Origin of the sequence: Burkholderia sp. SRS-W-2-2016 (genome assembly GCF_001931485.1) — a bacterium.
Classification (GTDB): Bacteria; Pseudomonadota; Gammaproteobacteria; order Burkholderiales; family Burkholderiaceae; genus Paraburkholderia.
On the sequence record NZ_MSDV01000072.1, the window covers coordinates 14213 to 31161 of the forward strand.

Annotated in this window: 12 protein-coding genes; 9 read left to right on the forward strand and 3 right to left on the reverse strand. The window is 61.8% G+C overall.

The annotated features are described in order from the left end of the window. The first annotated feature begins 255 nt into the window (after positions 1-255). Entirely contained in the window at positions 256-8832 is an 8577-nt protein-coding gene (locus tag BTH42_RS29790) for a hemagglutinin repeat-containing protein (RefSeq protein WP_075304765.1), read from the forward strand. 257 nt (positions 8833-9089) lie between these two features. Here BTH42_RS29790 and BTH42_RS29795 read toward each other — a convergent pair whose 3' ends face one another. Next, positions 9090-9191, reverse strand: coding sequence for a SymE family type I addiction module toxin (locus BTH42_RS29795; RefSeq protein ID WP_305954811.1), 102 nt, complete (start codon positions 9189-9191; stop codon positions 9090-9092). A 326-nt stretch (positions 9192-9517) separates the two neighbouring features. On the opposite strand from BTH42_RS29795, the gene BTH42_RS35090 reads away from it, so the two are divergent. The 8 genes from BTH42_RS35090 (at position 9518) to BTH42_RS29825 (ending at position 16054) form a co-directional block, all read left to right on the forward strand. Then, entirely contained in the window at positions 9518-10111 is a 594-nt protein-coding gene (locus tag BTH42_RS35090) for a hypothetical protein (protein ID WP_143752258.1), read from the forward strand. Further along, positions 10108-10371, forward strand: a complete 264-nt coding sequence (locus BTH42_RS29800; protein ID WP_075304766.1) for a hypothetical protein — start codon at positions 10108-10110, stop codon at positions 10369-10371. Before BTH42_RS35090 ends, BTH42_RS29800 begins: the two co-directional genes overlap by 4 nt. 162 nt (positions 10372-10533) lie before the next feature. Next, positions 10534-10707 (forward strand): hypothetical protein, encoded by a 174-nt coding sequence (locus BTH42_RS35675; RefSeq protein ID WP_178392263.1) that lies wholly within the window; start codon positions 10534-10536, stop codon positions 10705-10707. 147 nt (positions 10708-10854) lie between these two features. Next, positions 10855-11127 (forward strand): hypothetical protein, encoded by a 273-nt coding sequence (locus BTH42_RS29805; RefSeq protein ID WP_256702396.1) that lies wholly within the window; start codon positions 10855-10857, stop codon positions 11125-11127. A 76-nt stretch (positions 11128-11203) separates the two neighbouring features. Beyond that, entirely contained in the window at positions 11204-12976 is a 1773-nt protein-coding gene (locus tag BTH42_RS29810) for a ShlB/FhaC/HecB family hemolysin secretion/activation protein (RefSeq protein ID WP_075304767.1), read from the forward strand. Positions 12977-13043: 67 nt separating this feature from the next. Further along, positions 13044-13988, forward strand: coding sequence for a hypothetical protein (locus BTH42_RS29815; protein WP_075304768.1), 945 nt, complete (start codon positions 13044-13046; stop codon positions 13986-13988). Positions 13989-14168: 180 nt separating this feature from the next. After that, positions 14169-14306: a hypothetical protein gene (locus BTH42_RS35680; protein ID WP_178392264.1), complete on the forward strand. Its 138-nt coding sequence runs from the start codon at positions 14169-14171 to the stop codon at positions 14304-14306. A gap of 506 nt (positions 14307-14812) precedes the next feature. Continuing rightward, entirely contained in the window at positions 14813-16054 is a 1242-nt protein-coding gene (locus tag BTH42_RS29825) for a cystathionine gamma-synthase family protein (protein ID WP_075304769.1), read from the forward strand. An 85-nt stretch (positions 16055-16139) separates the two neighbouring features. On the opposite strand, the gene BTH42_RS29830 is transcribed toward BTH42_RS29825, so the two are convergent. Continuing rightward, the gene (locus BTH42_RS29830) at positions 16140-16487 is read right to left on the reverse strand and encodes a hypothetical protein (protein WP_256702397.1); all 348 of its coding nucleotides are present in this window, start codon (positions 16485-16487) and stop codon (positions 16140-16142) included. Beyond that, the gene (locus tag BTH42_RS29835) at positions 16484-16681 is read right to left on the reverse strand and encodes a hypothetical protein (RefSeq protein ID WP_075304771.1); all 198 of its coding nucleotides are present in this window, start codon (positions 16679-16681) and stop codon (positions 16484-16486) included. The genes BTH42_RS29830 and BTH42_RS29835 overlap by 4 nt, the downstream gene beginning before the upstream one ends. Positions 16682-16949: the final 268 nt, after the last annotated feature.

Genomic DNA, 16949 nt, shown 5'->3' on the forward strand with positions numbered 1-16949 from the left:
AATCCGAACGCCGAGAACACCTTCGGGATCGCGCTATCGAACTCCCCCACTTCTCCCGGCCGGACACTCACTACGTCAGCTCGATGGATACCTGACCACTCATTTCGGTGATATTAAAAAAGCAAATCTGTCTTTCGGATAAATCCGAATTGGATATTCCCCTTATTAACTTTCAGGAATTGACATTGGTTAACTCCATAAAATCTCGCTTCTGCGATAACTTTCGCCCCGGTAAAAGAATAATCGCTACAGAAAATGAATACGAAGATGTTTCGGCTGGTCTACAGCCGATGCCGGGGTATGCTCGTTGCAGTCGCCGAGACCGCAAGCGCTGCACGCAAAGACAATGCAGGCGAGACCACTGTCTCTTCAGCGCCCTCCCTCTCGCTGTTTTCAATGCGGCTGGCGGCCTTTGCCGCGCTGCTGACGTTCGGCGTCGTGCCATCGCTCGTTGAAGCACAGGTGGTCGGTGGCGGTGCGCACGCGCCGAATGTCATCAGTACCGCCGACGGGGTGCCCCAGGTCAACATCAACACCCCTAGCGGTGCGGGTGTGTCGGTGAATACGTATTCGCAGTTCGACGTTCAGAAGCCCGGCGCCATCCTGAACAATTCCCCGACCATCGTGCAGACGCAGCAGGCGGGCATGATCAACGGCAATTCGAATCTCGCGCCAGGCCAGTCCGCGCGGATCATCCTCAACCAGGTCAACAGCAATTCGCCCAGTCAGCTGCGCGGCTTCATCGAGGTGGCCGGGAACAAGGCCGAAGTCGTCGTCGCAAACGGCTCGGGCATCGTCGTCGATGGCGGCGGCTTCATCAATACCACGCGCGGCATTCTCACCACCGGGACGCCGATGCTCGATGCGGCCGGCAACCTGACCGGATTTAATGTAACGGGCGGCGCAATCTCGGTGCAGGGAGAAGGTTTCGACGCATCGGATATCGATCAGGTGGACCTGATTTCCCGGGCGGTACAGGCCAACGCAAAGATTTACGCCAATACCCTGAACGTCGTCACCGGCGCAAACCAGGTGAATCACGATACGCTGGCCGCGACGCCTGTCGCAGGCAATGGCGCGGCGCCGGGCGTGTCGATCGATGTGAGCCAGCTGGGCGGTATGTACGCGAACCGTATCGTCCTGGTAGGCAACGAGTATGGCGTCGGGGTCGCGAATGCCGGCACGATCGCCGCTCAGGCCGGTGACCTTACGCTGACGACTTCAGGCCAGCTCGTCCAGTCGGGCAGGATGACCGCAAGCGGCAATCTGGGTATCAACGCAGCAGGCGTGGCGAACACCGGCACCGTCTACGCGCAGCAGAATGCCGTTGTCCGCGCAGCCGGCGCGCTGACCAATAGCGGTACGCTGGCGGCGCAACAGGATACGACGGTCAACGCCGGGTCCATCAGTTCGACCGGCGCGCTCGGCGCAGGGGTGAGCGGTGACGGCACGGTGGGCAATGGCGGCGAGCTGTCGCTATCGGCTTCTGGCCAGCTCAATGCCACCGGCCTGAACGTGGCGGGTGGCAATGCCACGCTGCAGGGCAGCGACGTCACACTGGCGGGCAGCCAGAGCGCTGCGAATGGCGCGCTCAATGTTTCCGCCGTACAAACGCTCGACACCAGTGCGGCGACACTCAACGCGTCGCAGCTATCGCTGGCGGCTGCGAACCTCATCAATCGCGGCGGCACGCTCACGCAGACCGGCACCGGGCCGACCACCGTCAATGTATCCGGCACGTTCGACAACACGAACGGATCGCTGGCGACCAACAGTGCCAGTCTCACGCTCACACCCGCCGCGCTGATCAATGACGGCGGCAGTATTACCGATTCCGGCACCGGCGCGCTGTCCATTACCACCGGTTCGCTATCGAACAACGGCGGCACCATCGCCACGAATGGGGCGCTGGATGTTCACAGCGGCGCGGTATCGAACCGGGGAGGGACGCTGGCCGGGCAATCGTCCGCGGCGTTGCAGGTGGCCTCGCTCGATAACAGCGCAGGCGGCTATGTCGGCGCACGCGACGTAGCGATAACCGGCACGGGCACGCTCAACAACGCGGGCGGCGTGGTGCAGGCTGACGACGTCCTTGACGTGTCAGCGCAGAGCATTGCGAACGATGGCGGCACACTCGCGAACGGCGGCACCGGGGCTACGACAGTAAGCGCCAGCGGCGCGCTCACGAACACCGGCAACGGACTGATTGGGGGCAACGGTGGTGTGTCCGTCGCGGCAGGCAGCATCAACAATGCGGGCGGCACGGTCACCGCATCCGGTGCGACAACCGTCCAGTCCGGCAACTCGCTCGACAATTCAACGGGTCTGATCCAGGGCAGCGGCAGTGTATCGGTGCAGGCATCCGGCGCGCTCGTCAATACCGGCGGCCAGATCGAATCCGACGGCGCGGCTACGGCATTGCAGGTGTCGGGCGCATCGGTGGACAACACGAACGGCCGTATCGCCAATGTCGGCACGGGTGCGACGACCGTTAGCGCGGCGAATATCACGAACGCCAACACGGGCGGCGTGAGCGGCGCGGGCACCATCGGCGGCAACGGCGACGTGACCGTGAAGGCGCAGACGCTGTCGAACACGGACGGCGCGCAGATCGTGTCAGGCCACGACCTGACGCTGAACGAGACGGTCAATAACACTGGCGGCACGCTCTCGGGCGCGAATAACCTGACGCTCGACCAGACGGGCGCGACGGTCGTGAACCGGAACGGTTCGATCCACGCCAACGGTGGGCTCGGTCTGAACGTGGCGGCGCTCGACAACACGTCGGGACGGATAGGTAATGACAACGGCAGCGGCGGCAGCGTCGCCATCACGGCCGGCACCCTGGCAAACCAGGGTGGTGCGATCGGCAGCGATGAAGACCTGAGCGTCACGACGAACCAGCTGAGCGGCGACGGCCGCATCGTGGCGGGCCGTGACGGCACAGTGACTATCAATGGCGACTACACGCTCGACAGCGCCAATCTGATCCAGGCGAATCACGATCTGGGCTTCACGGTCGCGGGCAACTTTACCAATCAGGGCACCCTGGGCGCGGTCAATGCGCTGACGGTCAACGCGGCCAATGTGGACAATCAGGCGGGCGCCGACCTCAATTCGTCCAGCACGACCGTGAACGCGGCAAACGCGATCACCAACGAAGGCCGCATCGAAGGCGATACCGTCACGACGAACAGCGCCACGCTGACCAACACCGCCACCATCATCGGTAACACGGTCACGCTCAACGGCAGTCAGGCGATTGTCAACGCGGGCGCAGCAGCGATCATCGCGGCGGCGTCCGACGTGAATCTGTATTCGGGCGGCGATATCTCGAACACCGGCGGCGCCAATATCTTCAGCCTCGGCGATATCAACATCGCCGCCGACGCCACACGCGACGCGAACGGTCTGCTGGCCAACCGCAGCCAGTCGGTCACGAACGACCAGTCCACCATCGAGGCGCAGGGCAACATCGAAGTCGCCACGCAGACGCTGACCAACTCGCGGCCCGCGCCGACGGTTGAGACCGTGACGACCGATGTCGAATCGGTTCACCAGACCAAGCGCAGCAAGTACATGGCCTGTACGCCGAGCAATGGCGACGGGAATGCGGGCTGTGGTGATGCGGTGTGGTCGGGGCCCTACAAGACGCCGCTCACGGCGACCTACGCCGCTTCGGACGTCGTTTCGGAAACCTCCGGGCCGAACGCAACCGACCGCGCGCTCGTCGTGAACGCGAACGGTGTCCAGCAGACGATCTGGTACAACACGGCCACGACGAATTCCGACGGCTCGGTCACGGTGACCTACTGGGACGCCTACGACCCGAACATCAACTACGATCCCGCGACCGAATATCCGGTGCGCAGCGATGGACACAATGGCTACCAGCGCGTGGAGATTGCGCGCGATACGACAACGACCACGCAGCAGGACCAGATCGCCGGCCCGCAGGCGCAGCAGGGTCAGCTGCTTGCAGGCGGCAACCTGACGCTCGCGAATGTCGGCACGCTGAACAACGTGCATAGCGCGATCGCCGCGGGAGGGTCGATCCAGATCGGCGCGAGCCAGCAGGACGGCGAAATCGGCAACGGAACCGGCAACTACGGCGGCACCACGGTCAACAACATCGGCCAGACGCTGTACCAGTACCAGCGCCAGGACATCGTGTCGACCTACGCATGGAACGAGAACATCACCCAGGACGTGGGGACGGTACCCGAGCCGTCGATCGTGCTGGCGCCTGTCGCGATTGGCGGTACCGGCGGCACCATCATTGCAAATAACGCGGTCCAGATCGTCGGCACCGACATCAACAATACGAATGTCGCGGCCGCGAGCTCGGCGACGGGCGCAACGGGCGGTACGCTCGGCGCGAACCAGGCTCTGGCTGGCCAGCAGGTCAAGGCCCCACAAACGGTCGCGAGCGGCACTGGCGCGCTGAACATCACGCTGCCTTCGAGCGGCCTGTACAGCTATCAGAGCGCACCCGGCGCGGCTTATCTGGTCGTGACCGATCCGCGGCTGACGAGCTATACGAGCTTTATCTCCAGCGACTACATGCTGCAGCAGCTGGGGCTGAATCCGCAGAGCGTCGAGAAGCGCCTCGGCGACGGCATGTACGAAGAACAGCTGATCCGCGAGCAGATCACACAGTTGACAGGCCGCGTGTATCTCCAGGGTTATACGAACAACCTGGACGAGTACACCGCGCTCATGACGAACGGTGTGAACGTCGCGCAGCAGTTCGGGCTTGAACCTGGTATTGCGCTGACGGCCGCGCAGATGGATGCGCTGACCAGCGATATCGTCTGGCTGGTGAGCCAGACCGTGACCCTACCGGACGGCACGACCCAGCAGGTGCTCGCACCGGTCGTGTATCTCGCGCAGACCCATGCGAACGACCTGCAAGCGACCGGCGCGCTGATTTCCGCCGATGACGTGGAGATTCACGCGACGGGCAGCGCGACGAACAGCGGCGTGATCAAGGGCGGTACGCAGACGGTGGTGAGCGCGACGGACATCCTGAACCGCGGCGGCACCATCGGCAGCAGCGGTACGGACGGAACCACGGTCGTTTCCGCGACCAACGACGTGGTGAACGCGTCCGGCATGATCAGCGGCAATCGCGTGGCGGTGCTGGCCGGTCACGATATCGTCAATACGACACTGGTCGATACGGGCGGCGTGAGTTCGGCGGCCGGCAACGGCAAGGTCAGCCAGACGCTGCTCGGTGCGCAGGGCACGATTGCATCGACCGGCGACATGGTGATTGCAGCGGGCAATGACCTGACCGTGCGCGGCGCGAATATCAGCGCGGGCGGTGACGCGCAGATCACCGCCGGTCATGACATCACGGTTGATGCGGTGCAGTCCACCACGTCGCAATCGCTGGCGCAGAACGACCAGCATCATTGGGAAGAGAGCACTGTCCTCAACCAGACCAGCGCGATCTCCGCGGGTGGCGGTCTGGCGATACAGAGCGGCAACGACGCAACGTTCAGGGGCGCGACGGTGACGGCCGGCGGTGATATGGCGGTTGTTGCGGGCGGTGACCTGACGGCGACCACGGTCACCGATACCGCGAAATACGACAACGTCGCTGCCGATAGCAAAACCCGCAAGGAAGTCGATCACACGTACGACGAGCGGGCCGTGGGGACGAGCTTTACGGCGGGTGGTGATGCGACGCTTGGGGCGGTCAGCGGGGATGTCGACAAGGGCAATGTGACGCTGACCGGCTCGACACTCTTGGCCGGCACGGGAGCAGCGACCATCGCCGCAAGCGGCGACGTCACGCTGAACGAAGCCCGCGAGCAGCATGACAGCTACGTGTCGACCGAATCGAAGCGCGGCAGCGTGTTTCACGGATCGACCACGGACACGGTGCAGAGCACGCAGGCCAATATCGGCGTGGCAAGTACCGTGTCAGGCGATACCGTGAACATCAATGCGGGCAAGGACCTGACCGTGAAGGGCTCGACGGTCGCGGGCACGAACGACGTGAATCTCGCCGCTGCTGGCAACGTCAACATTACGACGTCGCAGGATACGCAGAGTACGTCCACGTACTACCAGAAACACGAGTCGGGATTCGGTACAAGCGGCGGAATCGCTATCTCGGTTGGCAGCAAGACGCAGACCGATACCATTAATACGTCGCAGGTGACGAACACGGGCAGCACCGTTGGTTCGCTCGAAGGAAGTCTGAACATCGCCGCGGGCAAAGATCTGCATGTGACGGGCAGCGACCTCATCGCCGCGAAGGACGTGACGGGCACCGGCGCGAACGTCATCATCGATGCTGCAACCAATACCGCTCATTCAGATGAAACGCATGAGGTCAAACAGACCGGTTTTACGCTGGGCCTGTCAGGCAGTGTGGGCGATGCGATTAACGGTGCAGTTGCACAGGGGCAGAGCCTTGCCAGCGGCAAGAGCGACGACCGCGCAACGGCATTGCATGCGATCGCGGCAGGTGGCAACGCGGGGATGGCCGCGGTAGGTGGAAAGGCGCTGCTCGATGGTGCCAAAGGTCCGAATGCGCCGTCGATCGGCGCACAACTGAGCTTCGGCAGCAGTCAGAGCAAGAGCACGTCCAGCGAGGACCAGACCACGCATACCGGCTCGACGGTACAGGCTGGCGGCACGGCCTCGTTCGTTGCAACCGGTGACGGCACGGCGGGATCGGGCAATCTCACTGTTGCGGGTTCGAACGTGAGCGCGAATGACGTGGTGCTTGCTGCTAAGAACCAGGTCAACCTGCTTAACACCACCGATACCGATTCAACCGCCAGCACGAACAAGTCGAGCAGCGCGAGCGTGGGCGTATCGTGGGGCACGCAGGGCTTCGGGGTGTCGGCGTCGATGTCGAATGCACATGGAGATGCGAACAGCGACGCCGCAATTCAGAACAACACGCACGTGACGGGTGCGAACAGTGTGACGCTCGTGAGCGGCGGCGATACGAACATCATCGGCTCGAACGTGAACGGCGGCACGGTCACAGCGAACGTTGGCGGCAACCTGAACGTCCAGAGCGTGCAGGATACGACCGCGAGCACCGCTCACCAGAGCAGCGCGGGCGGTGGTTTCAGCATCAGCCAGGCCGGCGGCAGCGCGAGTTTCAGCGCACAGAACGGCCATGCGGATTCGGACTATGCCCAGGTCAAGGAGCAGGCGGGTATCCAGGCGGGTGGCGGCGGGTTCAATATCAACGTCAATGGCAACACGGACCTGAAAGGCGCGGTGATTGCCAGCGATGCGGATGCGTCGAAGAATTCGCTGACGACCGGCACGCTCAGCTACAGCGATATCGAGAACCGGTCACATTACAGTGCGACGAGTGGGAGCATCGGTGTTGGCGCGGGTGTGGGGAGCACCGGCAAGTCGGTTGGGCCGGGATCGGTGAGCGGCGCCGGCGGTGCGGTGCCGATGCTCCTGAACGAGAACGGCGACGGCAGCGCGACCACGCGCAGTGCGATCGGCGCCGGAGCGATCAATATCACCGACGGCGAGCATCAGACGCAGGATGTGGCCGCCCTGAATCGTGACACGACGGATACGAATGGTACGGTCTCGAACACGCCGGATGTGAACCACATCCTGAACCAGCAGGCGGATACGATGGCGGCGGCGCAGGCGGCCGGCCAGGTAGTGGCGCAGGGGATTGCGGCGTACGCGGATTCCAAACAGGAGACTGCCCAGAAAGCGGCGGACGCGGCCAAAGCTTCCGGTGATATGGAGAGCTACGCGAAGTACCAGGCGGAGGCGGATTCCTGGGCAGAAGGCGGAACGAATCGCGTGGGGCTGCACGTCGCGGGTGGTGCGTTGCTTGGAGGTCTTGCCGGAGGTGGAATTGGCTCGGCGGCGGCCGGCGCAGCCGGCGCCGGAATGTCGGCGGCGCTGGCCGGGAAGCTGAATAGCCTGGCCGATGAGATCGGCAACGCGACGGGCTCCATGACCCTGGGTAATGTGACGTCGAATGTGCTGGCGGGGTTGAGCGGTGCGCTGGTGGGTGGGGGCATGGGCGCGTTTACGGCGTCGAATGCGGACCTGTATAACCGCAGCACCACTAACGCCGATGGCAAGGGCGGCACAGGCAACCCGTTCGGTATGGGTAAGGATCTTGTGTCGAGCGTATGCGGTGCGGGCGCGCAGTGCAGCGATGCGACGCTGAATGCGGCAATTCAGGCACAGCGAGACAATGCAGCGGCGGCCTCGGAGAACATGAAGGCCGTGGCCATTTACGGTGCTGCTGCTGCGGGTACTGCGGCTGCGGTGGCGCTTGCTCCGGGAGCCCCGATCTTCAGTTCGGTAGGGGCGCTGGGCTCTGCCGCTCTGACTTCTCCGATGGGCACGGGCGTAATCAGCGCGGGGATTAACGCAGGATCACAATACATTCAGAACGGAGGTGTCAATCTGGTCGATGTGGCAGGAGCATTTGGCACAGGCGTCGCGGGTTCGTATGGCGGTTTGCTTTGGAATGTAGGCGTCAATACATTTGGCGGTGCCACGACAACTGGGCTAAATAACATCCTACAAGGGAAGAATGACAGCGTCGTAGGTGCTGCCATCACGAGCGGCGTGTTCAGCTCGGTGGGTTATGGCGCCGGTTCGGTTACGGCAAACACGATTAACTCAATAATGAAGCCGACGATCAATAACGCTGGCTCTTGGGCTGGCAGCGGAGTATGGGCAGGGAGCGGATACAATCTCTTTAACCCCAACAATACCGCCGTCATCGGTGGCGGCTTCACTGGGGGCACTTTGCAGGAGATTGTGCAAGGTGCGACTAATGGAGTACAGCAAGCGGGAAACAAGAAATGATCGGTAAATTGGCCGCCGTTTTTTTATGTACTTTTTGCATTTGGTTTTTTGCATGCTCAATTGTATGGGTCGGAAGCCGCTATACATATGCCATATTTAATGGTTTGCAATACTCTGTTGGATGGGGGGGGCTTGGTGCGATCGTCTGGATTTCGCTCACTATTGCGGCAAGCTTCACACTGATAACTTGGCTAAAAGTGAGAAAATCATAAACAACAATCCCGGCCCGCAGCTAGGATTGTTGTTTGAAACTTTGTTCAGTTTGACGTTATGACGAGTCTGCCGAACTGGACCTCGATCTTCACGCGCTGCCCGGGTTCGAAGCTGGCGTGTTCAAGCCACCTGCCTGCAATGCGCAGTCATGGGAAGAAGGTAGGTATACGCCTGTCCCTGCCGGGTCTGGGCGAGCGTCGTCAGGCGCATGAGTCGCTGGCGGGTTGCCATTATCGTTCGCCTGCACCAACGGATTCGTGTCGACGTGTCGAAAGGAGTCGATGCGATGTTTCGGTTGCGACAACGATTCAAAATTGGATAACCCAGAAATCGAATCCGATTTTTAATCCGAATGGGGCGAAACAATGAAGTTGATCGAAGAGGGGAATTTCTCCGGTTGGCTGCGTGGAACCTTGTTAACCGCAGCACCACTAACGCCGATGGCAAGGGCGGCACAGGCAACCCGTTCGGAATGGGCAAGGATCTTGTGTCGAGCGTATGCGGTGCGGGCGCGCAGTGCAGCGATGCGACGCTGAATGCGGCGATTCACGCTCAGGGCGACAATGCTGCGCTGGCTTCGGAGAACTTAAAGACAGTGACTATTTATGGGGCCCCGGCTGCAGCAGTAACCGCTCTCGGCCCTAATGCGCTAATAGCAGCTGGGCTTGCAGGTGGCCTTGATTTCGCGGGGAGCGTTTACAGTTATGCAACAGGACTTACAAAGGACGCGCCAAGCTTTACGAACTCGTATATCGCTGGGGTCGTTGGCGGTCTAACGTATCCCTTCGCGATAGGTGATGCTGCAATTTCGGGAATGGGACTGGCCGGAAAAATAGGAGCCAACGGATATAACGCGGCTGTGGCCGGGGTGGGGGCGTTTGGCACCGCGGGGATGACGGGAAGTAGTTCAGATATTTCTGCTGGCTTTGCCACTGGAGCTGCTGCAACGGGAAGCATGGTGAAGGCTATGTTTCCTGGTTCTGTCGGCAACTTCTTGAATAACTTGATTCAAGGTGCAGCGGGACCAATACAGAATGCTGTAACGCAAGGTGAGGCAAGCAAATGAAACCGTTTTCGACCGAGTATGAGAAGCAGCTCAAGAAACTGATTCTTCGAGCGCTAATCGCTTACGCCGGCGCCATTGGAGTGGTTGCCGTGGCATTGGCAATATCTGTCGCTCATGGTTCCGGCTGGAGACCTGCACTGGCTGGAGTGCCGCTTTACGTAATTCTGTTCGGCGGGGTGACATACCAATTGATCAAGGAATTTCGCGCGATGAAACAGGAGGAGCGTAGTCGTTCAGTTTCCAGCGAGGGCGATCAATGATAGTCAACCTTGGCCGCGGTCGGGTCTGCCGTTTGTAGAGTCGTTCGATCTGAGCAGAGGCGTGACAGATCGCATGGGGATGCACGTTGCCGGTGGCGTGATGCTTGGAGGTCTTGCGGGAGACGGATTGGCTCGGCGGCGGCGGGAGCGGCGGGCGCCGGGATGTCGTCGGCGCTGGCCGGAAAGCTGAATGTTCTGGCCGATGAGGTCGGCAGCGCGACCGGCTCCATGACGCTGGGCAATGTGACGTCAAACGTGCTGGCGGGCTTGAGTGGTGCGCTGGTGGGCGGAGGCATTTCCGTCTTCGGCGATTTGTTGCGGGCGGAATGCCGTTGAATCAATTTGAATGCCCCGCCATTTTGATCTTGGGTTAGTTAGGCTAGTTTTTAATTGGATTGTATTGTGAATAAGATAATTGTAATCGCTGTGCTGGTTGCGGGAATGACTGGTTGTGCTTTCAGTTCTGGTCAGAGAACGGGGAATATGAAGCTTGAGGACGCGACACAAGAGTCACTGGTCGATCAGTTCAAACTCGAGGTCACGACCCGAGATGACGTGGTTGGCCAATTTGGTCCGCCCGATAAGAAGATTACTGCCGGGTCGATGGAGGTCTGGACTTACTCGTATAAATCGACCGCGTACGTAATCGTCGGGTTTGCATCAGTCCCAACGGGCACAAGCAAGTCGGCAAATTTCTATTTTGACGAGAAGACGGGCGTATTGAAGAAAATCGAACTCGAAGCCCATCGAGGGTAAGGCGTTCTACGCTCCTCGTATAGCGTCGGCTCGGCGAACGTGCCGATTATCCCTTGTAAGTAGAACAGCTATCCCAATGGAAATTAAAAGAAGGCTGGCGGCCCTGCCGCTCACAGCTTTGGCATCGCTCGCCTTCGCGCAGCAAACGCCCACGCCCACACCGGCGGACAAAGCGGCCGCGGCACGCGCAAACGCAGAGCAAAACCAGCAGGTCGAGCAGCAACGCAGTGCGCAGGAACGTGACGCGACTGTCAATGCATCTTCGGTGCGTTCGACGGTCGCGCGCGCCTCTGGCTGGTCCGAACTGCCGGCCGAAACGCCGTGCTTCCGCATTGACTCGTTCGTGCTTGATGTGCCGGCGACATTGCCGGACGCAGTACGGAAACAGGGAGCATCCGCGCTCCCGCAGGACCGCTTCGCATTCGTGCGCGAATGGCTCGACCATTACCGCGGTCAATGCATCGGCAAACAGGGTGTCGATATGCTCACCAAGGCGCTGCAACAACAGATTTTGAGTCGCGGCTATATCACGACGCGAGTGCTGCTGCCCGAGCAGGATCTGTCGAGCGGTGCGATGAAATTCGCGCTCGTGCCAGGCGTGATCAGGCAGATCCGCTTCGCCGATCCAGATACGCGTGGCAGCTGGAAGTCCGCTTTCCCCACTCGCGACGGCAATCTGCTGAACCTGCGCGATCTTGAACAGGGCCTCGAACAGATGAAACGTGTCCCGAGCCAGGACGTCGACATGCAGATCGTGCCGACCGAGGTCCCCGGCGAAAGCGACGTCGTGATTTCGGTGAAACGCACGAAGCCGTGGACGGTGGTCGCATCCATCGACAACTCCGGCACGCGCGCCACCGGCAAACTGCAAGGCAGCCTGAGCGTCGGTATCGACAATCCCCTCGGCCTGAACGACATTTTCAACGTGGGCGTAACGCAGGATCTCGAATTCGGCGACAAGACGCTCGGCTCCCACGGCTGGAATGGCTTCTATTCCGTCCCGTGGGGCTACTGGACCGGCACGCTGTCGGCCTACACGAACACGTACTATCAGCAGATCGCGGGCGCTAACCAGACCTTCGTGTCGAGTGGCAATTCGCAGACCGTCGATTTCAAGCTGGCGCGTGTCCTGATGCGCAGCCAGAACAACGTGCTCGGTGCGCAGTTCCGTCTGACGAAGCGTTTCGGTGAAAGCTTCATTGAAGACACCGATATCCCGCAGCAACACCGCAACAACACCTTCATCGAGGCCGCGCTAACCGATCGTCATTACTTTGGCAATGCGCAGTTCGACGGCACTCTCGCGTACCGCCAGGGTGTGGGTGGACTCGGGGCAGAGCCCGATTTTCATGGACCTGACTACGTGGGCGGCGGTCCAACGTACCGATTTCACATGGCCGTGCTCGACGCGAACCTGTCGGTGCCATTCAGGATTGCAAGCCAGCCATTGCGCTACGTGACGAGCGTGCATGGGCAGTTCACGAACAATACGCTGAACTATATCGATGACCTGACCATTGGCAGCCGCTACACGGTGCGTGGCTTCGACGGCGAAACCATGCTCGCGGCCGAACGCGGTTTCTTCTGGCGCAACGAACTGCAGCTACCGGTTGGATCGACGGGGCAGGCACTGTACGCAGGCGTCGACTATGGCCATGTGTTTGGCCCAAGCGCGGCGTATCTCACCGGTACGCAACTGGCAGGCGCGGTCATTGGTGTGCGCGGCAGCGTATCGGCAAAAGCCGGTGCGCTCGTCTATGACCTGTTTGCCGGGACGCCGATCTACAAGCCGTCGGATTTCCCCACTGCGCGCGTGACGGTCGGCTTCCAGTTGACTGCGCAGTTCTGATCCCGCTTTCACGTGGACGTTCTGGCTGTCGTCTGTCCGGCCAGGATCATTTAAAAAGGAGTGGTTGATGCTCACAAAAAGTCGATTGATCTGTTCGAAGGCACTGACGCGTCATGCCTTGCTGGCTGCTGTCACGGCCATGGCGCTCACTGCATGCGGTGGTGGCGGGGATGGCGATCCTGCGACAGGCATTACCGGTAACGCCGATGCGGCTGGCAGCAACGCTGCGCCGGGCGCGGTGGCCGTGAGCCTGTTCGACAGTATCTTTCTGAACAGCAGCGGTTCGGGCTACTACCAGTTCGGCGCCAACTGGAACGCGGGCAAACCTGTTGCCACCGGGCGCACGTCTTTCGGTGTGAACGCCGTTTCGGATACGGTCTTCAGCGAGACAACCGCAGCTGTCGCCGGACCGTACACACAGCAGTACTACAGGGAGGGCTATATCACTGCGGAGGGTCTCTTTACATCGAACAACACGCCCTACACGGACATTGGCGACAATGCCCGCCTCTTCAGCAAAACGGCGAACGGATTTCAGTTCGGCATGAACGGCATGTCCGCGCCCCTGTACGAGATCACGTTAACGTCGCAGGACGTGTCTGGCCAGCCTCTCGGACAGGCTCTGGCAAACGACAGGGGGCCCGCGACGAATGGCCTTTACGCCCTGCTAGGGCAGGACACGACGCCCCTGCCGGCCGGCGCGCAGATGATCCAGCATACGGAAAAGGTGCTGACACCCCATCTGTGGTTCAACATTTCGACGGGCAGCAACGGCTTCAGTTCGCTTGAGCAGTTGCAGCCAAGTACAGGGGGCACGATCCAGAGTCTGGGTGGTTACCGCTATCTCGCGCCGGGTGGTGGTAGCGCGAGCTACGTCGAGTACAACGGCGCGGTCTATGCCGGCGAGTATTTCGCCGTGGGCAATGTTGAGGATGTCCAGCCCGCTGCCTATAACCGCATCGCCGCCGATTTCATCGCCCAGGAGCAGCAGCGGATCGGATTGCCGCAGTAGCCGACACCATGAAACGAAAGAGAAGCAGTGCACGGACTCCACGTACGAAGGACATGCTGTTGCCACTGCCTGCCGACCTGCTGCGCGATATTTCGCTGGAAGGCCATCTTGCTGTGGCCGTCTTCCGATCCGGAGAAGGGACGGGTGAGACGATGACGAGTCTGCATGCGGATGCTCTATATGACTTACTTCATGCTTGGTACGCCGTGTCCGGAAGCAGACCTCATGCTCTTTATCGAAGCTGAGGCTGTCCTGGACAACGGCATTACTGCTGCCGAACGCATCCGAATGTGGTTTGCCAAAAATAAAATTTACTGATAACGACAAGCACTCGCTGTCAGTCAGACACCCGGGCATAGCATTGACCATACCGTCGACGACGTGATGCACGACCTCGCGCATCAACTGCTGAAACAGGCCATCGTACGCGGCGCGTTCCGGGCCCATCGCGCGCAGCCTGGCGATCGTAGCGCGCATCGCGTCGTGTTCGGGGCGGCTTTTCGCGAGATGAAGCGTTATCGGACATGGCTGTTCTCCTCGAGGCCGGGGGGCGCACGCCGACCCTGCCGGGCGCGCGTCACGAGTCGGCTCGCGGGTTGCCACCTCCGCCATGCCCGCCGCCACCGCCGCCCGCTGTCGCCGGCCGCCGCTCATACGAGGTCAAACTTACCCGCGCGCGCGATCCAGGGGAGAATATCGGGATGGCGCGCGCGGCGCGCCCACCGGGTTTCGGTGGCGCGGCGGGCCGCGCCGAAGATTGGCAGGCGCGCTGAGCGGACTCACGCTCAGCGGCCGAACGTTATCGACTAGACAGCGGAGAAGGGATGGACAAACAAGGCTTTACCACCGGCATCGTTCACGGCGACCGGATCGCGGGCTCTGAGCACGGCGGCGTGCGTCAGCCGATTCATACCTCGGTGCAATACGGCTTCGAGCGCGTCGAGGATCTGATCGGCGTGTTCCAGGGCACCAAGAAAGGCGGCTTCAACTACGCGCGCCAGGGCACCCCGACCACCGCGGCGCTCGAACGCAAGATCACGAGTCTCGAACAAGGCGTCGGCACGGTCTGCTTCAGCACCGGGATGGCCGCGATCACGGCGACCTTTCTGACGCTGCTGCGCGCCGGCGACCACCTGCTCGCGAGCCGCTACGTGTTCGGCAACACCAACAGCCTGTTCGGCACGTTGCGCACGCTCGGCGTCGAAGTGACCACCGTCGACGCCTGCTCGATCGACGAGGTGCGCGCCGCGGTGCGTCCGAACACGCGGATGGTGTTCGTCGAGACCATCGCCAATCCGGGCACGCAGATTCCCGACCTCGAAGGGATCGGCGCGCTGTGCCGCGAGCACGGCCTCGCGTACGTGGTCGACAACACGATCACGTCGCCGGCGCTGTTCAGGCCGAAGGCGGTCGGCGCGAGTCTCGTCGTCAACTCGCTGACGAAGACGATCGCGGGCCACGGCGCGGCGCTCGGCGGCGCGGTCACCGATACCGGCCTGTTCGACTGGAGCGCGTATCCGAACATCGCCGACGACTATCGCCGTTCGGCCGCCAAAGAACAGGGTCTGCTGCAAATTCGCAAGAAGGGTCTGCGCGATATGGGCGGGTCGCTGTCGTCCGAGCAGGCGCATTCGATCGCGCTCGGCGCGGAAACGCTCGCGCTGCGCGTGAAGCAAAGCAGCGACAACGCGCTCGCGCTCGCCAGGTTTCTCGAAGGCCACCCGGCGATCGGCAAGGTGTTCTATCCGGGCTTGCCGAGCCATCCGCAATACGAGGTCGCGCAGAAGCTGTTCAAGGGCGCGTCGTGGCTACTGTCGTTCGAACTGCTGAATGCGGAGCGCATGATCGACGTCGTCAACGCGTTGCAGCTGCCGATCAAGGCGACCGGTCTCGCCGACACGCGCACGCTGATCATTCCGGTCGCGCCGACGATCTTCTTCGAAGCCGGCGCGGAAACCCGCAAGGCGATGGGGATTTCGGACGGCATGCTGCGGCTGTCGGCGGGCATCGAAGATATCGACGATCTGCTGGCCGACTTCGCGCAGGCGCTGAAGCTGGCGGCCTGACGCCGGCGCGCATCGAGCGCACGGAGCGCACTGATCGCGCCCAGCGCGATCAACCGCGCTAACCGCGCTAACCGCGCTAACCGCGCTAACCGCGCGGTTCGCCGAGCCGCTCGATCGCTTCGAGCCGCGCCAGCAGGCTGCGGACCTGCGGTTCGAGCGCCGGCGAGATCGCCGCGTTCGCGACGACGCGCGCGCGCCAGTACTCCGGCAAGGTCACGACCGTGGTTTGCCAGTCGGCTCGCTGGCTGTGCGCCAGCTGTTCGAGGCGCAGCACCACGGCGCCGATGTGTGCCAGATCCTTTGCCGCGTCGTTGATATTGCGCACGGATTTCACTGAATTGCTCTCCACGTTTGTGCCTGTCGCGAGCGGGCGGATGGCCATGCCGCCCGTTCGCGCAGCGTCGCGAGGGCAGTCGGCCGGCGCGCCGGTCAACGTTCCCGCATCATGTTTCGCAGAAGGGATTCGCCGTGATTCGTCACGCGCGGGCGATGCACGCCCGACGCGCTGTGCTCCATTGCCACCAGTTGCAGGTCGAGCAGTGCGCTGAACTCTGCGCGGGTGACATCGGTCTGGTCGGGCGACGCCCTGACCAGCATCAGTACCGCAAATTCGTGGGGGCTCAGCATGTCGTCTCCTGAAGTTTTTAATTACGTGCGGAACCTCCAGGTTCGGGGCGCCGGTGCTGTTTTTCTGTTTCCTGCCGGCTCACGCGTTATCTCAAAATGCGGGGTCAAGAATACGCTGGGGGCGGTGCCCGCGTACATCGGCGGCCGATGTCCGTAACCCGTGCTCAGCGGACAGGTTGATGGACGCTGGGACAGCGTTGCTTCGGCGCGTTTTTCGCGGCCCTGGTGGGGCCGGCGGCGGCGCGCCGGCGAGGGCCTGTCCGAACCG

What these genes read in the sequence shown, in the direction of transcription:
- BTH42_RS29790 (WP_075304765.1), top strand. Translation starts at nt 256, where the DNA reads ATGAATACGAAGATGTTTCGGCTGGTCTACAGCCGATGCCGGGGTATG.
- BTH42_RS35090 (WP_143752258.1), top strand. Translation starts at nt 9,518, where the DNA reads ATGGGCAAGGATCTTGTGTCGAGCGTATGCGGTGCGGGCGCGCAGTGC.
- BTH42_RS29800 (WP_075304766.1), top strand. Translation starts at nt 10,108, where the DNA reads ATGAAACCGTTTTCGACCGAGTATGAGAAGCAGCTCAAGAAACTGATT.
- BTH42_RS35675 (WP_178392263.1), top strand. Translation starts at nt 10,534, where the DNA reads ATGTCGTCGGCGCTGGCCGGAAAGCTGAATGTTCTGGCCGATGAGGTC.
- BTH42_RS29805 (WP_256702396.1), top strand. Translation starts at nt 10,855, where the DNA reads ATGAAGCTTGAGGACGCGACACAAGAGTCACTGGTCGATCAGTTCAAA.
- BTH42_RS29810 (WP_075304767.1), top strand. Translation starts at nt 11,204, where the DNA reads ATGGAAATTAAAAGAAGGCTGGCGGCCCTGCCGCTCACAGCTTTGGCA.
- BTH42_RS29815 (WP_075304768.1), top strand. Translation starts at nt 13,044, where the DNA reads ATGCTCACAAAAAGTCGATTGATCTGTTCGAAGGCACTGACGCGTCAT.
- BTH42_RS35680 (WP_178392264.1), top strand. Translation starts at nt 14,169, where the DNA reads ATGACTTACTTCATGCTTGGTACGCCGTGTCCGGAAGCAGACCTCATG.
- BTH42_RS29825 (WP_075304769.1), top strand. Translation starts at nt 14,813, where the DNA reads ATGGACAAACAAGGCTTTACCACCGGCATCGTTCACGGCGACCGGATC.
- BTH42_RS29835 (WP_075304771.1), bottom strand. Translation starts at nt 16,681, where the DNA reads ATGCTGAGCCCCCACGAATTTGCGGTACTGATGCTGGTCAGGGCGTCG.